This is a genomic window from Rathayibacter sp. AY1F3 (assembly GCF_002931975.1).
Lineage (GTDB): Bacteria > Actinomycetota > Actinomycetes > Actinomycetales > Microbacteriaceae > Rathayibacter.
The window spans coordinates 1-14,559 of sequence record NZ_PSVF01000035.1 but is presented as its reverse complement, the minus strand read 5'-3'; the positions used below and the strand labels follow the sequence as shown (position 1 = coordinate 14,559).

Sequence of the window (14,559 nt, the reverse complement as noted above, 5' to 3'; positions counted from 1 at the left end):
CGGTGCCCGGTGGAGGCCGGGCCGCTGCTCTGCGCGGCGAGAAGGGCTCGTCCGGACGTCGCTCGTCGGGTTCGATGCTCCACGGGGCCGACTGCCCCGAGGTGAACCGCTACGCCCGGCGTGCGTCGGCGAGCGGGGGCTGGAGCCGCACGACCTCGCCGGCTGCCGATCCGTCGGCGGGGCGCGCGATCCTGCCGCGGATGTCGCTCGGGGTGAGCCCCTCGCGGCGCTTGAGCGCACGGCGGAGGTGGTCCGCCGAGGAGAATCCGGACGCGGCGGCGATCGCCTCGAGCGGGACCTCCCGCGGGCGGCGGCGCAGGAGCTCCACGGCGCTGGCGACCCGGGAGCGCTCGATCTCGCTCGCGACCGTGGTGCCCGCGTCCTCGAAGAGCCGCTGGAGGGAGCGGGTGGACACGTTGACCGCGTCGGCCACCGCCTCCGGGGTGCAGCGCGGCGTGCGGTGCGTCCGGTCGATGACCGTGCGCGCGCGTCCGAGCGTGGCGGCCCGGACGCTCGTGGTGCCGGGCTGCGAGCTCGCCGCCGCGAGGAACGCGCTGGTGAGGAGCTGCTTGACCACGTGGGCGAAGCCGGTGACCTCGCCCTCGCCGGGCAGACCCGTCCCGGACTCCGCCGCGAGGGCGAAGGCGGTCGTGAAGGCGTACGCGGCGCGGGTGGACCGGGCGTCGGGATCGAGCGCGTAGACCGGGGCCGACGTGTCGAAGCCGTAGCGGCGCATCTCGTCGGCGCGCAGTGAGAGGTGGAGGATCGTGGCCGGAGTCGTCGACTCGGTCGTGAACGTCGTCGTCCCCTGCTGGTACGAGATCGAGCCCGGACGCAGCAGCACAGTTCGGTCCGGGGCGACCATGCGCACGAAGCCGTCGATGAGGAAGCTGAAGGTGAGGAAGGAGGTGTCGTCGGCCGGCCACGTCCCGCGGAGGACGCGCAGCGGCGAGACCGTCATCAGCACGACGCTCAGATCGGCGGTGCCGAATCCCGAACCGGTGATGCTCGGAACGGTGCCGGGTTTGACGACGATGCGCGGTCCGAGATTCTCGAGCTCTCGGATTCCCGAGAAAGCCCAGGAGATCGATGCGACCATCTGGTCCCCCCGGACTTCTCTTGTGGCGCCGACCCCCTGTCGACGCCCTCTGATTATGCAGGGAAAAGGGGCCGCATCCTCCGCCGGGAGCCCGTCAAATCCCGCCACCTGATCGGGGGGTGCGCAAGGGGGTGGACAAGGTCACGCTCATACCCTGTCGCGGCGTTCTCCTCCGCCCGCCGTCATTTAGCCGTCAGATGGCGGATTTCTACGTGAGAACGCACTCAGGGCGGCATCCCCGTTCGGGGGACGGTGGTCGCTGATCATTCTCAATGCTCTCGACTCGATAACGAGCCCGATAAGCCCGGCGAATTCCGCCTCATCGAGCCGGGATCGAGAGTCCGGGCGTGTCGTCGGCCGATACGGACGCTCCGCCCGGCCTCACCTCGCGCAGCCAGTTCTCGAGAAGGCGCCGCCCGCCCTCGGTGAGGACCGACTCCGGATGGAACTGCACGCCCACGAGCGGAGCACTCCGGTGCCGGACGGCCATGACCACTCCCTCCGGTGTCCGCGCCGTCACCCGCAGCTCCTCGGGAAGGCTCTCGCCGTCGACCGCGAGCGAGTGGTACCGCATCGCGGCGAATCCGGAGGGCAGGCCATCGAAGAGCGGATCTCCGTCGTGGAGGACCGCGGACGTCCGGCCGTGCAGCAGCTCCGGCGCCTCCGTGACGCGGGCGCCGAGAGCATGGGCGAGCACCTGGTGGCCGAGGCAGACTCCGAGCAGCGGCCGCCCGGTCGCCTCCGCCCGCTGCACGAGCGCCGTCGACGCGGGGACGTCCCCGGGACGGCCCGGCCCGGGTGAGACCAGGACCCCGTCCGCCTCCTCCGCGCGAGCCAGGAGCGCCGTCGTCCCGAGGTCGTCGCCCTCGACCACGTCGACCTCGGCACCGAGCTCGCGGAGGTACGAGACGAGCGTGAAGACGAAGCTGTCGTGGTGGTCGACGACCAGGATCCGCGGGGCCGCGCCGGCGGTCACGAGCCGACGGTCACGTTCCGGTCGAGCACGAGCGACTGCACCCAGGGGAACACCCACTCGTCGAGCGCGACCAGGACCGCCGCGACGAGGACGAGGACGATCAGGAGCCGGACCCACCACGGCCCGGGCAGGAGCCGCCACAGCGCTGCGTACACGGTCAGCCCTCCTGAGCCAGCGAGGCGGCGATCTCGGCGGGGGCCCCCGCGGACCGCGGCTGGAACGAGTCGAAGACGCCGTACGCGATGATCCGCTCGGCCGTCGAGTAGAGCGGGTTGCAGCTCGTCAGCGTGATCAGGCGGTCGGTCGGAGCCGCGTCCGGAGTCCACGGGACCGGGTCGATCACCTGGACGTCGGAGGGCTGGACGTATTCGAGGTTGCGGAAGCGGTAGGTGTACCAGCCGTCCGCCGTCTCGATGTAGATCGGGTCGCCGAGCTGGAGCTCGTCGATCAGATGCATGCCTCCGCCGTACGCGCTGCGGTGCGCGGCGAGCGCGAAGTTGCCGGCCTGCCCGGGCATCTGCGTCCCGGGGTAGTGGCCGATGCTCCCCTCGTCGAGCACGTTCTCGGCGTCGATGCCCTCGGCGATCGTGCGCACCCACCCCTCGCCGTAGCGCGGGATGTAGAGGTTGCCGAAGGAGGTGTCGAGGGCGGCGACCGACGCGACGACCGGCTCCGCCGGGGCGGCCTCGGTCGGCTGCGGTGCCGGAGAGGAGTCGCTCCAGGTCTCGCGGAGCTCCGCGGCCTGCGTCGTCTGCCGGCCCGCGATCACCGCGTCGTTCCACCAGAGCTGCCAGGCCAGGAAGAGCAGGACCAGGACGCCGGCGGTCATCAGGAGCTCGCCGACGACTCCGAAGAACGAGAGTCGTCGGACCGGGCGGGCCCTCCGTCGCTTCGCTCGCGGCCGCAGAGCCGCCCCGTCGGGGTTCTGGGCGGTCATGCGACGAGTCTAGGCGCGAGCCGTGACCGGCTGTGGCGCACGATCCGGACCTGTGGAGAGCCCTCCCGAGTCGCCGCCTGAGGAGGGCCGATGGGACCACTCGAGCGCCCGCACCGGCCGCTCCGCGAGTCCGCACAGCACCCGCGCAGCCCCGGCGCTCCCGGCCCGGAGCCTCCGCCCGGTACAGTGGTCGGCATGGCACGAGCGACGAAGAGCCCGAAGCCCGAGCGCGACGAGGCCCGGACCGGCGAGAACGCACCGAATCCGGTCTGGTTCAAGCCGGTGATGTTCGGCTTCATGCTGCTCGGACTCGCCTGGATCATCGTCTTCTACGTGAGCCAGGGCACCCTGCCGATCCCCGATCTCGGCAACCTCAACATCCTGATCGGCTTCGGCATCGCGTTCATCGGCTTCCTGATGACGACGCGCTGGCGCTGAGCCTCCCCCAGTCGTGAACGACGCCCCGTCCGGTCCGCCGACGGGGCGTTCGTCGTCGGTGGAGCGTCTGCGCGCCGCCGGCTGCGTCTTCGCCGAGGAGGAGGCGGGCCTGCTCGAGGAGGCCGCCGGCTCCTCCTCCGACCTCGAGCTGCTGCTCCGCCGCCGCGAGACGGGCGAGCCCCTCGAGCAGATCCTCGGCTGGGTCGCCTTCCGCGGCCTGCGCGTCCCCGTCGCACCCGGCGTCTTCGTGCCCCGCATGCGCACCGAATGGCTGGTCGACTGCGCCCTGGAGATCCTCCCGGACGGCGCCGTGGTGCTCGACCTCTGCTGCGGATCCGGCGCCCTCGCCCGGTCGATCTCCGAGGAGCGGCCGGACGTCCGCCTGCTCGCGGCCGACCTCTCCCCCGCCGCCGTCGCCTGCGCGCGCCGCACGCTCGCAGGCCGCGCCGACGTCCACGAGGGCGACCTCTTCGACGCGCTCCCCGGGAGCGAGCGCGGGCGGATCGACGTCGTCGTCGTCAACGCCCCCTACGTCCCCACCGCCGCGATCGCGCTCATGCCGCCGGAGGCCCGGGTGCACGAGCCGATGCTCACGCTCGACGGCGGATCGGACGGGCTCGCCCTGCACCGCCGCATCGCTCAGGAGGCGGGGGCGTGGCTCGCACCCCACGGCGTCGTCGTGATCGAGGTCGGCGCGGATCAGGCCGCGGCGAGTGCCTCCGCGTTCCAGGCGGCCGGGTTCGCCACCTCGCTGCACCGCGACGACGACCGTGAGGCGACGGCCCTGGTGGCCGTCCGCCGGAGAACTACACCGCTGTAATTATCCCCAGCTGTGGAATCTCCTGTGGAGAACTCCGCGGTCCCCTCCGCGCTGGCCTGCTCGAGGCGAGGAGGGCCCCGATCGGCACCAGTCCGCCGGTCCTCGGACGCGCCGCCGTCCCCGGATCGTCCTCCCGAGGAGGACACCCGGGACGTTCTCCCCAGTGTTAACAACTCTGTGGATAACTTCCTCCCCACCTGTTGAGAGCACCTGTGGACAGCGGTGGAGACGGTCGCCGCGGGAACGACGAAGCGGCGGGCCCGGGAGTGCGCGAGGCACTGCCGGACCCGCCGCTGCGGGAGGGGACGGGATCAGCCGAGGACGTAGGCGCCCGCGGTGATCGCCACCAGTCCGACTCCGATGAGCCCGACGAGGAGGTTCTGCGTGCGCCGCTGGGCGCGCTGCCGGGTCTTCGTGAAGACCAGCCCGATGAGCGCGCCGGCCACCAGACCGCCGACGTGCGCCTGCCACGCCACGTTCATCCCGGGCAGGAAGCCGATGACGAGGTTCAGTCCGACCAGCACCAGCAGCTGCGACGCCTGACCGCCCAGGTGCCGGAGGATCACCAGGTACGCGCCCATCAGCCCGAAGATCGCACCGGAGGCGCCGATCACCGGGGTCAGCGGGTTCGCGAGGAGCAGGACGCCCACCGACCCGGCGAAACCGCTCAGGAGGAAGAGGGTGAGGTACCGCCCGCGGCCCAGCATCCGCTCGAGCACCATGCCGAACACCCACAGCGTGTACATGTTCAGCACCAGGTGGAACGGGATGACGATGAAGAGCGACGTGCTGTGGAGGAACACCGAAGTGAGCATCCGCCACGGCTCGAAACCGGCGCCGAAGCCGGGGAGCGTGTAGGCGGGGGCGTACAGGAGCGCGTTGACCGCCGGCCCGCCGACGAAGGGGAGGATCTCGACGATCCACAGCACGATGCAGAGCGAAATGATCGCGTAGGTCACCGTCGGCTGGTCGGCGCGGGTCATGGCCCGCACGCGGGAGAGGAGGGGACCGCGGGTGCGCGGCGCGGTGGCGCGCTGCTGCGCCATGTCGTCCGGGCAGATCACGCCGACCGGAGCGGGCGTCTGGCACTCGCCGCAGATGGTGCGGCCGCACCGCTGGCAGCGCACGAAGCTCTGCCGGTCGGGGTGTCGGTAGCAGGAGTAGGTGCTGCTCGGCGGGACCTGGGTCACGGACGTGCCTCCGGGGAGAACGAGGGCCGGGCCCTGACGGACCCGGCCCTCGAATGAGTGGTGGATGAGGCGATCAGACCTCGGTGATCTCGACGCTCTCGATCACGACGTCCTCGAGCGGCTTGTCACGGCCGTCGGTGGGAACAGCCGAGAGCGACTGCACGAGCTTCTTCGACTCCTCGTCGGCGACGGCGCCGAAGATGGTGTGCTTGCCCTGGAGCCAGGTGGTCGGCGCCACGGTGATGAAGAACTGCGAGCCGTTGGTGCCGCGGCCCGCCTGCTTGCCGGCGTTCGCCATCGCGAGGATGTAGGGCTGGGTGAAGTCGAGCTCCGAGTTGATCTCGTCGTCGAACTGGTACCCCGGGCCGCCGATGCCCTGACCGAGCGGGTCGCCGCCCTGGAGCATGAAGTCGGGGATGATGCGGTGGAAGACGGTGCCGTTGTAGAGCGGCTCCTTGGTCTTCGCACCCGTGGCGGGGTGGGTCCACTCGATGTCGCCGGTCGCGAGACCGACGAAGTTGCGGACCGTCTTGGGAGCGTGGTTCCCGTAGAGGTTGACGACGATGTCGCCCTTGTTGGTGTGGAACGTCGCGACTGCGGTGTGCAAAGGCATGCTCGGATTCTCGCACAGCGCGTCTGTAGGCCCCTGCAACGCCCGGTGTCAATGCGCTGGGTGCGCGATGCGGACGCCGATCGATGAGTGGCAGTATTGAGGCGTTCGCTGCTCGTAGCCGATGGAGGACCAACATGGGTCTGTCACGTAAGCACAAGAAGGACCTCAAGCGTCTTCGCAAGAACGCCGAGGCGGTCTGGGGCGAGCAGCAGGAGGTGCTGGCGCACGCGGCCTCCGTGCTCGAGAAGAGCCGCCGCCACGCGTCGAAGTACGCCAAGAAGGAGCTCGTCCCCTTCGTCAAGGACACGTACGACTCGCGCGTCAAGCCGGTCTACGACAACGGCGTCTCGGCCGTCGAGGGCACGTACTCCTCGGCCCGCAACGCCTACAAGCACAAGGTCGTCCCGACCTTCGCCGCTGTCGGTGGCACGGCCGCCGCCGCCTTCGAGGCCGCCAAGGACTCGAAGAACCGTGCGAAGCTCGCCGAGATCTCGAAGGCGCGCTGGGAGGAGCTCACCACTCCCCCGAAGAAGAAGAGCAAGGTCGGCACGGTCTTCGCGATCGGCGCCGCGCTGGTCGCCGTCGGCGGCATCGGCTACGCCGTCTGGCAGACGTTCCGCGCCGACGACGAGCTGTGGGTCGCCGAGGACGAGCCGCAGAGCGCCGCGCAGAACGCGGCCTCGACCGCTTCCTGACGTTCTCGTCGCTGGAGCCGGGCCCCTCAGGGGGTCCGGCTCCTTCGCATGCCCGGGTTAGGCTTCTGCGGTGGACATCCGGGTCGCCGCGTACGGCGTGATCATCGACGGTGAGCGGATGCTGCTCGCGCACTGGAGCCAGGGCCCCTGGTCGGCCTGGACGCTTCCGGGCGGCGGGATCGACGAGGGCGAGTCGCCCGCCGACGCCGCGGTCCGCGAGATCTTCGAGGAGACGGGCTACCGTGCCGAGCTCGAGGCCCTCATCGGCGTGGACTCGCACGTGATCCCCGCGCACCGCCGCAGCGATCCCGAGGCCGGCCCCCTGCACGCCATCCGCGTCGTCTACCGCGCCCGCATCGTGGGCGGCGAGCTCACGCACGAGGTGGACGGCTCCACGGACGCCGCCGCCTGGTTTCCCTTAAGCGACGTCGAGGAGCTGGAGCGCGTCGAGCTCGTCGACGCGGCCCTCACCATGAACGAGGCCTGGCTCCTCCGCTGACGGTGCCCGGGAATCCCCGGCCGCGCCCCGGCGTTCCCTTCGTCGTGATCGTCGAGCTCTACACCTCCGCCTTCTGCGGCGCCTGCCATGCCGCGCGCTCGGTGCTGGAGCGCGCCGCGGAGCTCGTCCCCGCCGCCGAGATCCGCGAGCGCGACGTGGCCTTCCACCCCGTCGAGGCCGAGGCCGCCGGCATCCGCTCGACCCCCACGGTCGTCGTGCGGGACACGGCCGGAGAGGTGGTCTTCCGAGCGGAGGGCGCTCCCTCCCTTCCGCAGGCTCTCGCCGCTCTGGCCCTCGCCCTGCCCGCGTAGGGTGGCCGCGGGAGGACCCATGCACCGTCGCGCCGCGCTCGCGAGCACCGTCGTTCTGCTCGGCGCCCTCGCGCTCTCGGGGTGCGCCTCCGAGGAGCCGGTGACCACGGCCGCGGTCGGGCTCGGACGGGGCGGCGAGCGAGGCGAGGTCCTCGGGGTCGTCGTCGTGTGCTCGGGGTCCGTCGACGGCCTCGACCTCGCCGCCTCCGACTCCGCCCCCCTGACCATCGGCGACGGGCTGCGGAGGGTCACCCGCTGGGTCTCCCCGTCACCGGTCACGCAGCTGGGCGCGACCGACCTCTCCGGATCCACGGTCTGGCCGGCCGACACGGTGATCGAGCGGTTCCCGCTCGGCGTCGACCTCGCGCTGGGCGCCTACGCGACCGACCGCTCCGTGCTCGCCCGCCCGGTCGTCTTCACGGCTGAGCAGTTCGACACGCTCTCCGTCGGCGAGATCATCGTCGGCGACATCCGCGACGGCACGTCCGAGACTCTCTCGGTCCAGCAGTTCCTCGGCCTCGCCTGCGTGGACCGCTGAGCGGGACGGCTCGGCCGTCCGAGCGGCGACCTCGATCGCACGACCGCACGGTCGGCGACAGGAGAGCCCGCCGGCGTTCACGCCGACGGGAGTGCCGACGCGCGGGACCACCCCGGATGTGGGCCGGTGGACCAGAAGGGCCGGCAAAGGGGGAGCACCCGCGAGAGGGGAGGAAGTGTGGAGCCTAGGAGATTCGAACTCCTGACATCCTGCTTGCAAAGCAGGCGCTCTACCAACTGAGCTAAGGCCCCGGGCCGGAGACGGGGCGATCCGTCTCCGAGAGTCGAACGGCCCGCCACCGCGAGGTGACGGGCCGTTCGGACCGGGTGGGGGTACCAGGACTTGAACCTGGGACCTCTTCATTATCAGTGAAGCGCTCTAACCGCCTGAGCTATACCCCCGGAATGGCCAGAGGAGACTCTACCCGACATCGAGCAGGAATCCCAATCGGCCGGACCGTGCGCCCTACTGGTTGGTGAAGCCCACCAGGAGGCCGCCGGTGATCTTGACGCTGAGGTTGTACAGCAGCGCCACGATCGCGCCGAGCGCGGTGGTGACGATGGTGTTCAGCACCGCGACGACGATCGCGAAGCCCATGACCTGCGGCAGCGAGATGATCGTGTTGAGGTCGAACGCCTCCGCGCCGGCGATGTCCTGCACGAGGCCGTTGACCTCGTCGAACACTCCCGTCTGGGCCAGGACCGTGTAGACCAGGTAGACGACGACGATCGTGATGATCGCGAGCGTCAGGCCCAGCAGGAACGAGAGCTTCACGGCCGACCAGAAGTCGACGTAGACGAGCTTCAGGCGGACCTGCTTCGCCGCCGGGCTCTTCGCGGACTTCCTGGCGAGCTTCTCGGCGACGGTGCTACTCATCTACGGACCCATCCTCCTCCGACACCGGGGCGGACTCGGCCGGCGCCGCGGCGTCGGGATCCTCGTCCTGGGCGTCGAGATTGCGTTCGGTGTTCTTGGCGAGTGCGATGATGCGGTCGTCCTCAGCGAATCGTGCGAAGACGACTCCCATGGTGTCGCGACCCTTGGCCGGTACCTCGGCCACCGCAGAGCGTACCACCTTGCCGCTGGCGAGCACGACGAGCACCTCGTCGTCCTCTCCGGTGATGATGGCGCCCACGAGGTCGCCGCGCTTCTCCTCGAGCTTGGCCACCTTGATGCCCAGCCCGCCGCGTCCCTGGAGGCGGTACTGGTCGACCGCGGTGCGCTTGGCGTAGCCGCCCTCGGTGACCACGAAGACGAAGCCCTCGTCGCTGACGACGTTGGCGTCGAGGAGGCGGTCCTCCCCGCGGAACGACATGCCGCGGACTCCGGAGGTCGAGCGGCCCATCGGACGAAGCGCCTCGTCGGACGCGGTGAAGCGGATCGACATGCCCTTGCGGGAGACCAGCAGCACGTCGCTGTCCTCCTCGACCAGGAGCGCCGAGACGAGCTCGTCGCCGTCGCGCAGCTTGATCGCGATGATGCCGCCGGAGCGGTTCGTGTCGTACTCCGAGAGGGCCGTCTTCTTCACGAGGCCGTCGCGCGTGGCGAGCACCAGGTAGCGGGCCGCCTCGTAGTCGCGGATGTCGAGGATCTGCGCGATCTGCTCCCCCGGCTCGAGCGCGAGCAGGTTCGCGATGTGCTGGCCCTTGGCGTCGCGGCCGGCCTCCTGCAGCTCGTAGGTCTTGGCGCGGTACACGCGGCCGGTGTTCGTGAAGAACAGCAGCCAGTGGTGCGTGGTGGTGACGAAGAAGTGCTCGACGATGTCGTCGGCCTTCAGCTGCGCGCCGCGCACGCCGCGGCCGCCGCGGTGCTGGGCCCGGTAGGAGTCGCTCCGGGTGCGCTTGAGGTAACCGCCTCGGGTGACGGTGACGACCATCTCCTCCTCGGGGATCAGGTCCTCGACGCTCATGTCGCCGTCGAACCCGAAGAGGATCTCGGTGCGGCGGTCGTCGCCGAAGCGGTCGACGATCTCGTCGAGCTCGTCCGAGATGATCGTGCGCTGGCGCTCGGGGCTCGCGAGGATCGACTTGTAGTCCTCGATCTCGGCCTGGATCCGGTCGTGCTCGTCGATGATCTTCTGGCGCTCGAGGGCCGCGAGGCGGCGCAGCTGCATGTCGAGGATGGCGCGGGACTGCACCTCGTCGATGTCGAGCAGCTCCATCAGGCCGTCGCGCGCCTCCTCCACGGTGGGGGAGCGGCGGATGAGGGCGATGACCTCGTCGAGCGCGTCGAGCGCCTTGAGGTAGCCGCGCAGGATGTGGATCCGCGCCTCCGCCTCGTCGAGGAGGTACTGGGTTCGGCGCACGATGACCTCGACCTGGTGGTCGACCCACGCGCGGATGAAGCCGTCGAGCGAGAGCGTGCGCGGGATGCCGTCGACGATGGCGAGCATGTTCGCGCCGAAGTTCTCCTGCAGCGGGGTGTGCTTGTAGAGGTTGTTCAGCACCACCTTCGCCACGGCGTCGCGCTTGAGGACGACGACGAGGCGCTGGCCGGTGCGACCGGAGGTCTCGTCGCGGATGTCGGCGATGCCCGAGACGCGCCCGTCCTTGACCAGCTCGGCGATCTTGATCGCCAGGTTGTCCGGGTTCACCTGGTACGGCAGCTCGGTGACGACGAGGCAGGTGCGGCCCTGGATCTCCTCGATGGAGACGACGGCGCGCATCGTGATCGAGCCGCGGCCGGTGCGGTACGCGTCCTGGATGCCGCGGACGCCGAGGATCTGCGCACCGGTGGGGAAGTCGGGTCCCTTGATCCGCTGCAGCAGCGCCTCGAGGAGCTCCTCGCGCGTCGCGTCGGGGTTCTCGAGCGCCCACTTGGCGCCGGCGGCGACCTCGCGCAGGTTGTGCGGCGGGATGTTGGTCGCCATGCCGACCGCGATGCCGACGGAGCCGTTGACGAGCAGGTTCGGGAACCGCGCCGGCAGGATCGCCGGCTCGCGGGTGCGGCCGTCGTAGTTGTCCTGGAAGTCGACGGTGTTCTTGTCGATGTCGCGGACCATCTCGAGCGCGAGCGGCGCCATCTTGGTCTCGGTGTACCGGGGGGCGGCCGCGCCGTCGTTGCCGGGGGAGCCGAAGTTGCCCTGCCCGAGCGCGAGCGGGTAGCGGAGGCTCCACGGCTGCACCAGGCGGACCAGCGCGTCGTAGATCGCGGAGTCGCCGTGCGGGTGGAACTGGCCCATCACGTCGCCGACGACGCGCGAGCACTTCGAGAACGCCTTGTCGGGGCGGTAGCCGCCGTCGTACATGGCGTAGATCACGCGGCGGTGCACGGGCTTCAGGCCGTCGCGCACCTCCGGCAGGGCGCGCCCGACGATGACGCTCATCGCGTAGTCGAGGTAGGAGCGCTGCATCTCGAGCTGCAGGTCGACCGGCTCGATCTTGTCGTGACCGTGGATCACCACACCGGTCTCGGTGACGATGTCGTCGCTCTCGTCCGGGCCGGTGGGGGTGGTGGGTTCTTCTGCCATGGTCTCTGGTCTCTCAGGTGGGTCCGTGCCCCGGAGGAGCGGGGGCGGCGGTCGCGCTGGGTGTCAGGTGTGTCGTCGGTGTGCGGGCCGGTGAGGGCCTCTGTCGCGTTCGGGTCGAGGATGCGGCCCATCGAGGGCCGCCGTCACGTGTTCGAGGTGGTCGCGAGGGCGGTCCACTGGACCGCCCGGCCGCCGCCTCTCGAAGGACGTCCGTTTCCTCGCCAGCTAGATGTCGAGGAAGCGCACGTCCTTCGCATTCTTCTGGATGAAGGAGCGGCGGGACTCGACGTCCTCGCCCATGAGGGTGGAGAAGATCTCGTCGGCCGCGGCCGCGTCGTCGAGCGTGACCTGGAGGAGGGTCCGCGTGGCGGGGTCCATCGTGGTCTCCCACAGCTCCTTGTAGTCCATCTCGCCGAGGCCCTTGTAGCGCTGGATGCCGTTCTCCTTGGGCATGCGCTTGTTGGTCGCCGAGCCGTGCGCGATCAGGGCGTCGCGCTCGCGGTCGCTGTAGACGTACTCGTGCGGGGAGTTCGACCACTTGAGGCGGTACAGCGGCGGCTGCGCGAGGTACACGTAGCCGAGGTCGATCAGCGGGCGCATGTAGCGGAAGAGGAGCGTCAGCAGCAGCGTCGTGATGTGCTGGCCGTCGACGTCGGCGTCGGCCATCAGGATGATCTTGTGGTACCGCGCCTTGTCGGGGTTGAAGTCCTCGCCGATGCCTGCGCCGAACGCCGTGATCATCGCCTGGACCTCGTTGTTGCCGAGAGCGCGGTCGAGCCGCGCCTTCTCGACGTTGAGGATCTTGCCGCGGAGGGGGAGGATCGCCTGCGTCTCGGGATTGCGGCCCTGCACCGCGGATCCTCCCGCCGAGTCGCCCTCGACGATGAAGATCTCGGAGATCGACGGGTCCTTGGACTGGCAGTCCTTGAGCTTGCCCGGCATGCCGCCGCCCTCGAGCAGGCCCTTGCGGCGGGCGGTCTCGCGCGCCTTCCGCGCCGCCATACGGGCGGAGGCCGCCTGGATCGCCTTGCGGATGATGTCCTTCGCCTGGCTCGGGTTGCGGTCGAACCAGTCGGCCAGCTGCTCGCCGGCCACGCGCTGCACGAACGCCTTCGCCTCGGTGTTGCCGAGCTTCGTCTTGGTCTGGCCCTCGAACTGCGGCTCGCCGAGCTTGATCGACACGACGGCGGTGAGGCCCTCGCGGATGTCGTCGCCCGAGAGGTTCTCGTCCTTCTCCTTGAGCAGGTTGTTCGCGCGCGCGTAGCGGTTGACCAGCGTGGTCAGCGCGGCGCGGAAGCCCTCCTCGTGGGTGCCGCCCTCGTGGGTGTTGATGGTGTTGGCGTAGGTGTGGACGCTCTCGGTGTAGGCCGTGGTCCACTGCATCGCGACCTCGAGCGAGATGCGGCGCTCGGTGTCCTCGGACTCGAAGTCGATGATCTCGGAGTGCACGAGGTCCGACTTCTTCAGCGAGTTGATGTACTCGACGTAGTCGACGAGGCCCTTCTCGTAGTGGAAGACGTCGGTCCGGTCGCCCTCGGTCTCGTTCTCGCCCTCCCCCTCGAACTCGACCTCGTTCTGGTCGGTCAGCGCGATGCGCAGGCCCTTGTTGAGGAACGCCATCTGCTGGAAGCGCGCGCGCAGGGTCTCGTAGTCGAACTCGACCGTCTCGAAGATGCCGGCGTTGGGCCAGAAGGTGATCGTCGTGCCGGTCTCGTCGCTGGCCTCGCCCTTCTCGAGCGGGGCGTCCGGCACTCCGTCGGTGAAGCTCATCCGGTACACGGCACCCTGGCGCTTGACCTCGACGTCGAGGCGCGTCGAGAGCGCGTTGACCACGGAGGAGCCGACGCCGTGCAGGCCGCCGGAGACCGCGTAGCCGCCTCCGCCGAACTTGCCGCCGGCGTGGAGCACGGTGAGGACCAGCTCGACCGTGGAGATGCCCTCGGTCGGATGCATGTCGACCGGGATGCCGCGGCCGTTGTCGGAGACGGTGACGCCTCCGTCGGCTCGCATCAGGATCTCGATGTTGTCGCAGTAGCCCGCGAGCGCCTCGTCGACGGCGTTGTCGACGATCTCGTAGACCAGGTGGTGCAGACCGCGCGGACCCGTGGATCCGATGTACATGCCGGGGCGCTTGCGGACCGCCTCGAGGCCCTCGAGGACCTGGATCTGATTCGCGCCGTAGTCGCCGGACGACTTGGTCGACATGCTCTCGTGCGGAGCGGAGGGGGCTGCTGAGCCGTTCGCGTCCAGGTCGTTCGCTGCGGGTGACGTGGAGTCGTTCGGCTCGTGAGTCATAGCTGTGGAGTTCTCCTCTGACGGTCCGTCGCGACGCGCACGGTGATCTGGAGATCGCCCGCGCGGCGGCGTCACTGCGGTTCGGCGGCCCTCCATTCTACCGCGTGCCGAGTCGATCCGAAGCGCTGGACGGCGATCTGAGGCGCGAAAGATCGGCGGTCGACCGAAAATGCGTCCTCAGCCGTAGGTGTCGCGCGGACCACGCCCTGGAATCGACCTGGGACCCTTTTTCCAGTTCGGGACGTCCGGGCCCTGGAAACGGATCGACGCGATGCCCGCGTCGGGGAAGTTCACCGCGATGTGGTTCATGATCTCGATCCGCATCAGCCGGAGCTGCGTCGACCACGCCGTGGACTCGCACGCGACCGTCAGCACGCCGTCGACGACGCCCACCGGAGTCGAGTGCTTCGCGGTCTCCTCGCCGGCGATCGCCGTCCACGACGACATCAGGTCGCCCTGCGCCAGCGGTGCCGTCCAGCCGAGCTTCACGGTGAGGGAGTCGAGGACGTCGCCGAGGTCGTGCGGGTCGCGGCCCTTGCCGAACGGGATCGCGTCGCCCTTGGGCTCGGCGCGCTCGACGGTCTTCCGGATGCGGCGAGGGCCGTCGGCGCCGAACACCTCCTTGAGGTGGCGGTAGACGCGGGCGGCCTCGGAGTCGGGGGCGGGGGCTCCGCGGCGG

At 70.0% G+C, this 14,559-nt stretch carries 16 protein-coding genes and 2 tRNA genes; 6 read left to right on the top strand and 12 right to left on the bottom strand.

Annotation, left to right across the window (positions count from 1 at the left end; all coding sequences use genetic code 11):
* Positions 1-109 precede the first annotated feature (109 nt).
* From C5C39_RS15260 to C5C39_RS15250, 4 genes are all read right to left on the bottom strand, one after another.
* Positions 110-1,099: a helix-turn-helix domain-containing protein gene (locus C5C39_RS15260; protein ID WP_104222664.1), complete on the bottom strand. Its 990-nt coding sequence runs from the start codon at positions 1,097-1,099 to the stop codon at positions 110-112.
* 319 nt (positions 1,100-1,418) lie between these two features.
* The gene (locus C5C39_RS15255; RefSeq protein WP_104262581.1) at positions 1,419-2,075 is read right to left on the bottom strand and encodes an aminodeoxychorismate/anthranilate synthase component II; all 657 of its coding nucleotides are present in this window, start codon (positions 2,073-2,075) and stop codon (positions 1,419-1,421) included.
* Positions 2,072-2,230 (bottom strand): hypothetical protein, encoded by a 159-nt coding sequence (locus C5C39_RS17635; protein WP_167299010.1) that lies wholly within the window; start codon positions 2,228-2,230, stop codon positions 2,072-2,074. Before C5C39_RS17635 ends, C5C39_RS15255 begins: the two co-directional genes overlap by 4 nt.
* A gap of 2 nt (positions 2,231-2,232) precedes the next feature.
* Positions 2,233-3,012 (bottom strand): class E sortase, encoded by a 780-nt coding sequence (locus tag C5C39_RS15250; protein WP_104345731.1) that lies wholly within the window; start codon positions 3,010-3,012, stop codon positions 2,233-2,235.
* 195 nt (positions 3,013-3,207) lie between these two features.
* Here C5C39_RS15250 and C5C39_RS15245 point away from each other — a divergent pair, with 195 nt between their 5' ends.
* On the top strand, positions 3,208-3,450 hold the full coding sequence (locus C5C39_RS15245; protein ID WP_104222667.1) for a cell division protein CrgA: 243 nt from the start codon (positions 3,208-3,210) through the stop codon (positions 3,448-3,450).
* 58 nt (positions 3,451-3,508) lie between these two features.
* On the top strand, positions 3,509-4,270 hold the full coding sequence (locus tag C5C39_RS15240; RefSeq protein ID WP_104353778.1) for a putative protein N(5)-glutamine methyltransferase: 762 nt from the start codon (positions 3,509-3,511) through the stop codon (positions 4,268-4,270).
* A gap of 311 nt (positions 4,271-4,581) precedes the next feature.
* Here C5C39_RS15240 and C5C39_RS15235 read toward each other — a convergent pair whose 3' ends face one another.
* Together C5C39_RS15235 and C5C39_RS15230 are read right to left on the bottom strand one after the other, a co-directional pair.
* Positions 4,582-5,460 carry a rhomboid family intramembrane serine protease gene (locus C5C39_RS15235; protein WP_104353777.1) on the bottom strand — a complete coding sequence of 293 codons (879 nt, stop codon included), beginning with the start codon at positions 5,458-5,460 and terminating at the stop codon, positions 4,582-4,584.
* A gap of 73 nt (positions 5,461-5,533) precedes the next feature.
* On the bottom strand, positions 5,534-6,073 hold the full coding sequence (locus tag C5C39_RS15230) for a peptidylprolyl isomerase (RefSeq protein WP_104222669.1): 540 nt from the start codon (positions 6,071-6,073) through the stop codon (positions 5,534-5,536).
* A 134-nt stretch (positions 6,074-6,207) separates the two neighbouring features.
* On the opposite strand from C5C39_RS15230, the gene C5C39_RS15225 reads away from it, so the two are divergent.
* The 4 genes from C5C39_RS15225 (at position 6,208) to C5C39_RS15210 (ending at position 8,116) form a co-directional block, all read left to right on the top strand.
* Positions 6,208-6,768 (top strand): hypothetical protein, encoded by a 561-nt coding sequence (locus C5C39_RS15225; RefSeq protein ID WP_104232995.1) that lies wholly within the window; start codon positions 6,208-6,210, stop codon positions 6,766-6,768.
* A 70-nt stretch (positions 6,769-6,838) separates the two neighbouring features.
* The gene (locus C5C39_RS15220) at positions 6,839-7,267 is read left to right on the top strand and encodes an NUDIX hydrolase (protein ID WP_104222671.1); all 429 of its coding nucleotides are present in this window, start codon (positions 6,839-6,841) and stop codon (positions 7,265-7,267) included.
* Between the two features lie 44 nt (positions 7,268-7,311).
* Complete coding sequence (locus C5C39_RS15215; protein WP_104222728.1) at positions 7,312-7,578, top strand: thioredoxin family protein; 267 nt, start codon at positions 7,312-7,314, stop codon at positions 7,576-7,578.
* Positions 7,579-7,597: 19 nt separating this feature from the next.
* Complete coding sequence (locus C5C39_RS15210) at positions 7,598-8,116, top strand: hypothetical protein (protein ID WP_104222672.1); 519 nt, start codon at positions 7,598-7,600, stop codon at positions 8,114-8,116.
* Between the two features lie 178 nt (positions 8,117-8,294).
* Here C5C39_RS15210 and C5C39_RS15205 read toward each other — a convergent pair.
* From C5C39_RS15205 to C5C39_RS15180, 6 genes are all read right to left on the bottom strand, one after another.
* Positions 8,295-8,367, bottom strand: a tRNA-Ala gene (locus C5C39_RS15205).
* Positions 8,368-8,443: 76 nt separating this feature from the next.
* Positions 8,444-8,517, bottom strand: a tRNA-Ile gene (locus C5C39_RS15200).
* A gap of 64 nt (positions 8,518-8,581) precedes the next feature.
* Positions 8,582-8,992, bottom strand: coding sequence for a DUF3566 domain-containing protein (locus tag C5C39_RS15195; RefSeq protein WP_104222673.1), 411 nt, complete (start codon positions 8,990-8,992; stop codon positions 8,582-8,584).
* Positions 8,985-11,585, bottom strand: coding sequence for a DNA gyrase subunit A (gyrA, locus tag C5C39_RS15190; protein ID WP_104222674.1), 2,601 nt, complete (start codon positions 11,583-11,585; stop codon positions 8,985-8,987). The genes C5C39_RS15195 and gyrA overlap by 8 nt, the downstream gene beginning before the upstream one ends.
* Positions 11,586-11,810: 225 nt before the next feature.
* Positions 11,811-13,790, bottom strand: a complete 1,980-nt coding sequence (gene gyrB / locus C5C39_RS15185; protein ID WP_208543372.1) for a DNA topoisomerase (ATP-hydrolyzing) subunit B — start codon at positions 13,788-13,790, stop codon at positions 11,811-11,813.
* A gap of 267 nt (positions 13,791-14,057) precedes the next feature.
* On the bottom strand, positions 14,058-14,559 hold a 502-nt coding region (locus tag C5C39_RS15180; RefSeq protein WP_258075859.1), incomplete at its 5' end, for a DUF721 domain-containing protein.

What these genes read in the sequence shown, in the direction of transcription:
- C5C39_RS15210 (WP_104222672.1), top strand. Translation starts at nt 7,598, where the DNA reads ATGCACCGTCGCGCCGCGCTCGCGAGCACCGTCGTTCTGCTCGGCGCC.
- gyrB (WP_208543372.1), bottom strand. Translation starts at nt 13,790, where the DNA reads ATGTCGACCAAGTCGTCCGGCGACTACGGCGCGAATCAGATCCAGGTC.
- gyrA (WP_104222674.1), bottom strand. Translation starts at nt 11,585, where the DNA reads ATGGCAGAAGAACCCACCACCCCCACCGGCCCGGACGAGAGCGACGAC.
- C5C39_RS15245 (WP_104222667.1), top strand. Translation starts at nt 3,208, where the DNA reads ATGGCACGAGCGACGAAGAGCCCGAAGCCCGAGCGCGACGAGGCCCGG.
- C5C39_RS15230 (WP_104222669.1), bottom strand. Translation starts at nt 6,073, where the DNA reads ATGCCTTTGCACACCGCAGTCGCGACGTTCCACACCAACAAGGGCGAC.
- C5C39_RS15225 (WP_104232995.1), top strand. Translation starts at nt 6,208, where the DNA reads ATGGGTCTGTCACGTAAGCACAAGAAGGACCTCAAGCGTCTTCGCAAG.
- C5C39_RS15250 (WP_104345731.1), bottom strand. Translation starts at nt 3,012, where the DNA reads ATGACCGCCCAGAACCCCGACGGGGCGGCTCTGCGGCCGCGAGCGAAG.
- C5C39_RS15195 (WP_104222673.1), bottom strand. Translation starts at nt 8,992, where the DNA reads ATGAGTAGCACCGTCGCCGAGAAGCTCGCCAGGAAGTCCGCGAAGAGC.
- C5C39_RS15260 (WP_104222664.1), bottom strand. Translation starts at nt 1,099, where the DNA reads ATGGTCGCATCGATCTCCTGGGCTTTCTCGGGAATCCGAGAGCTCGAG.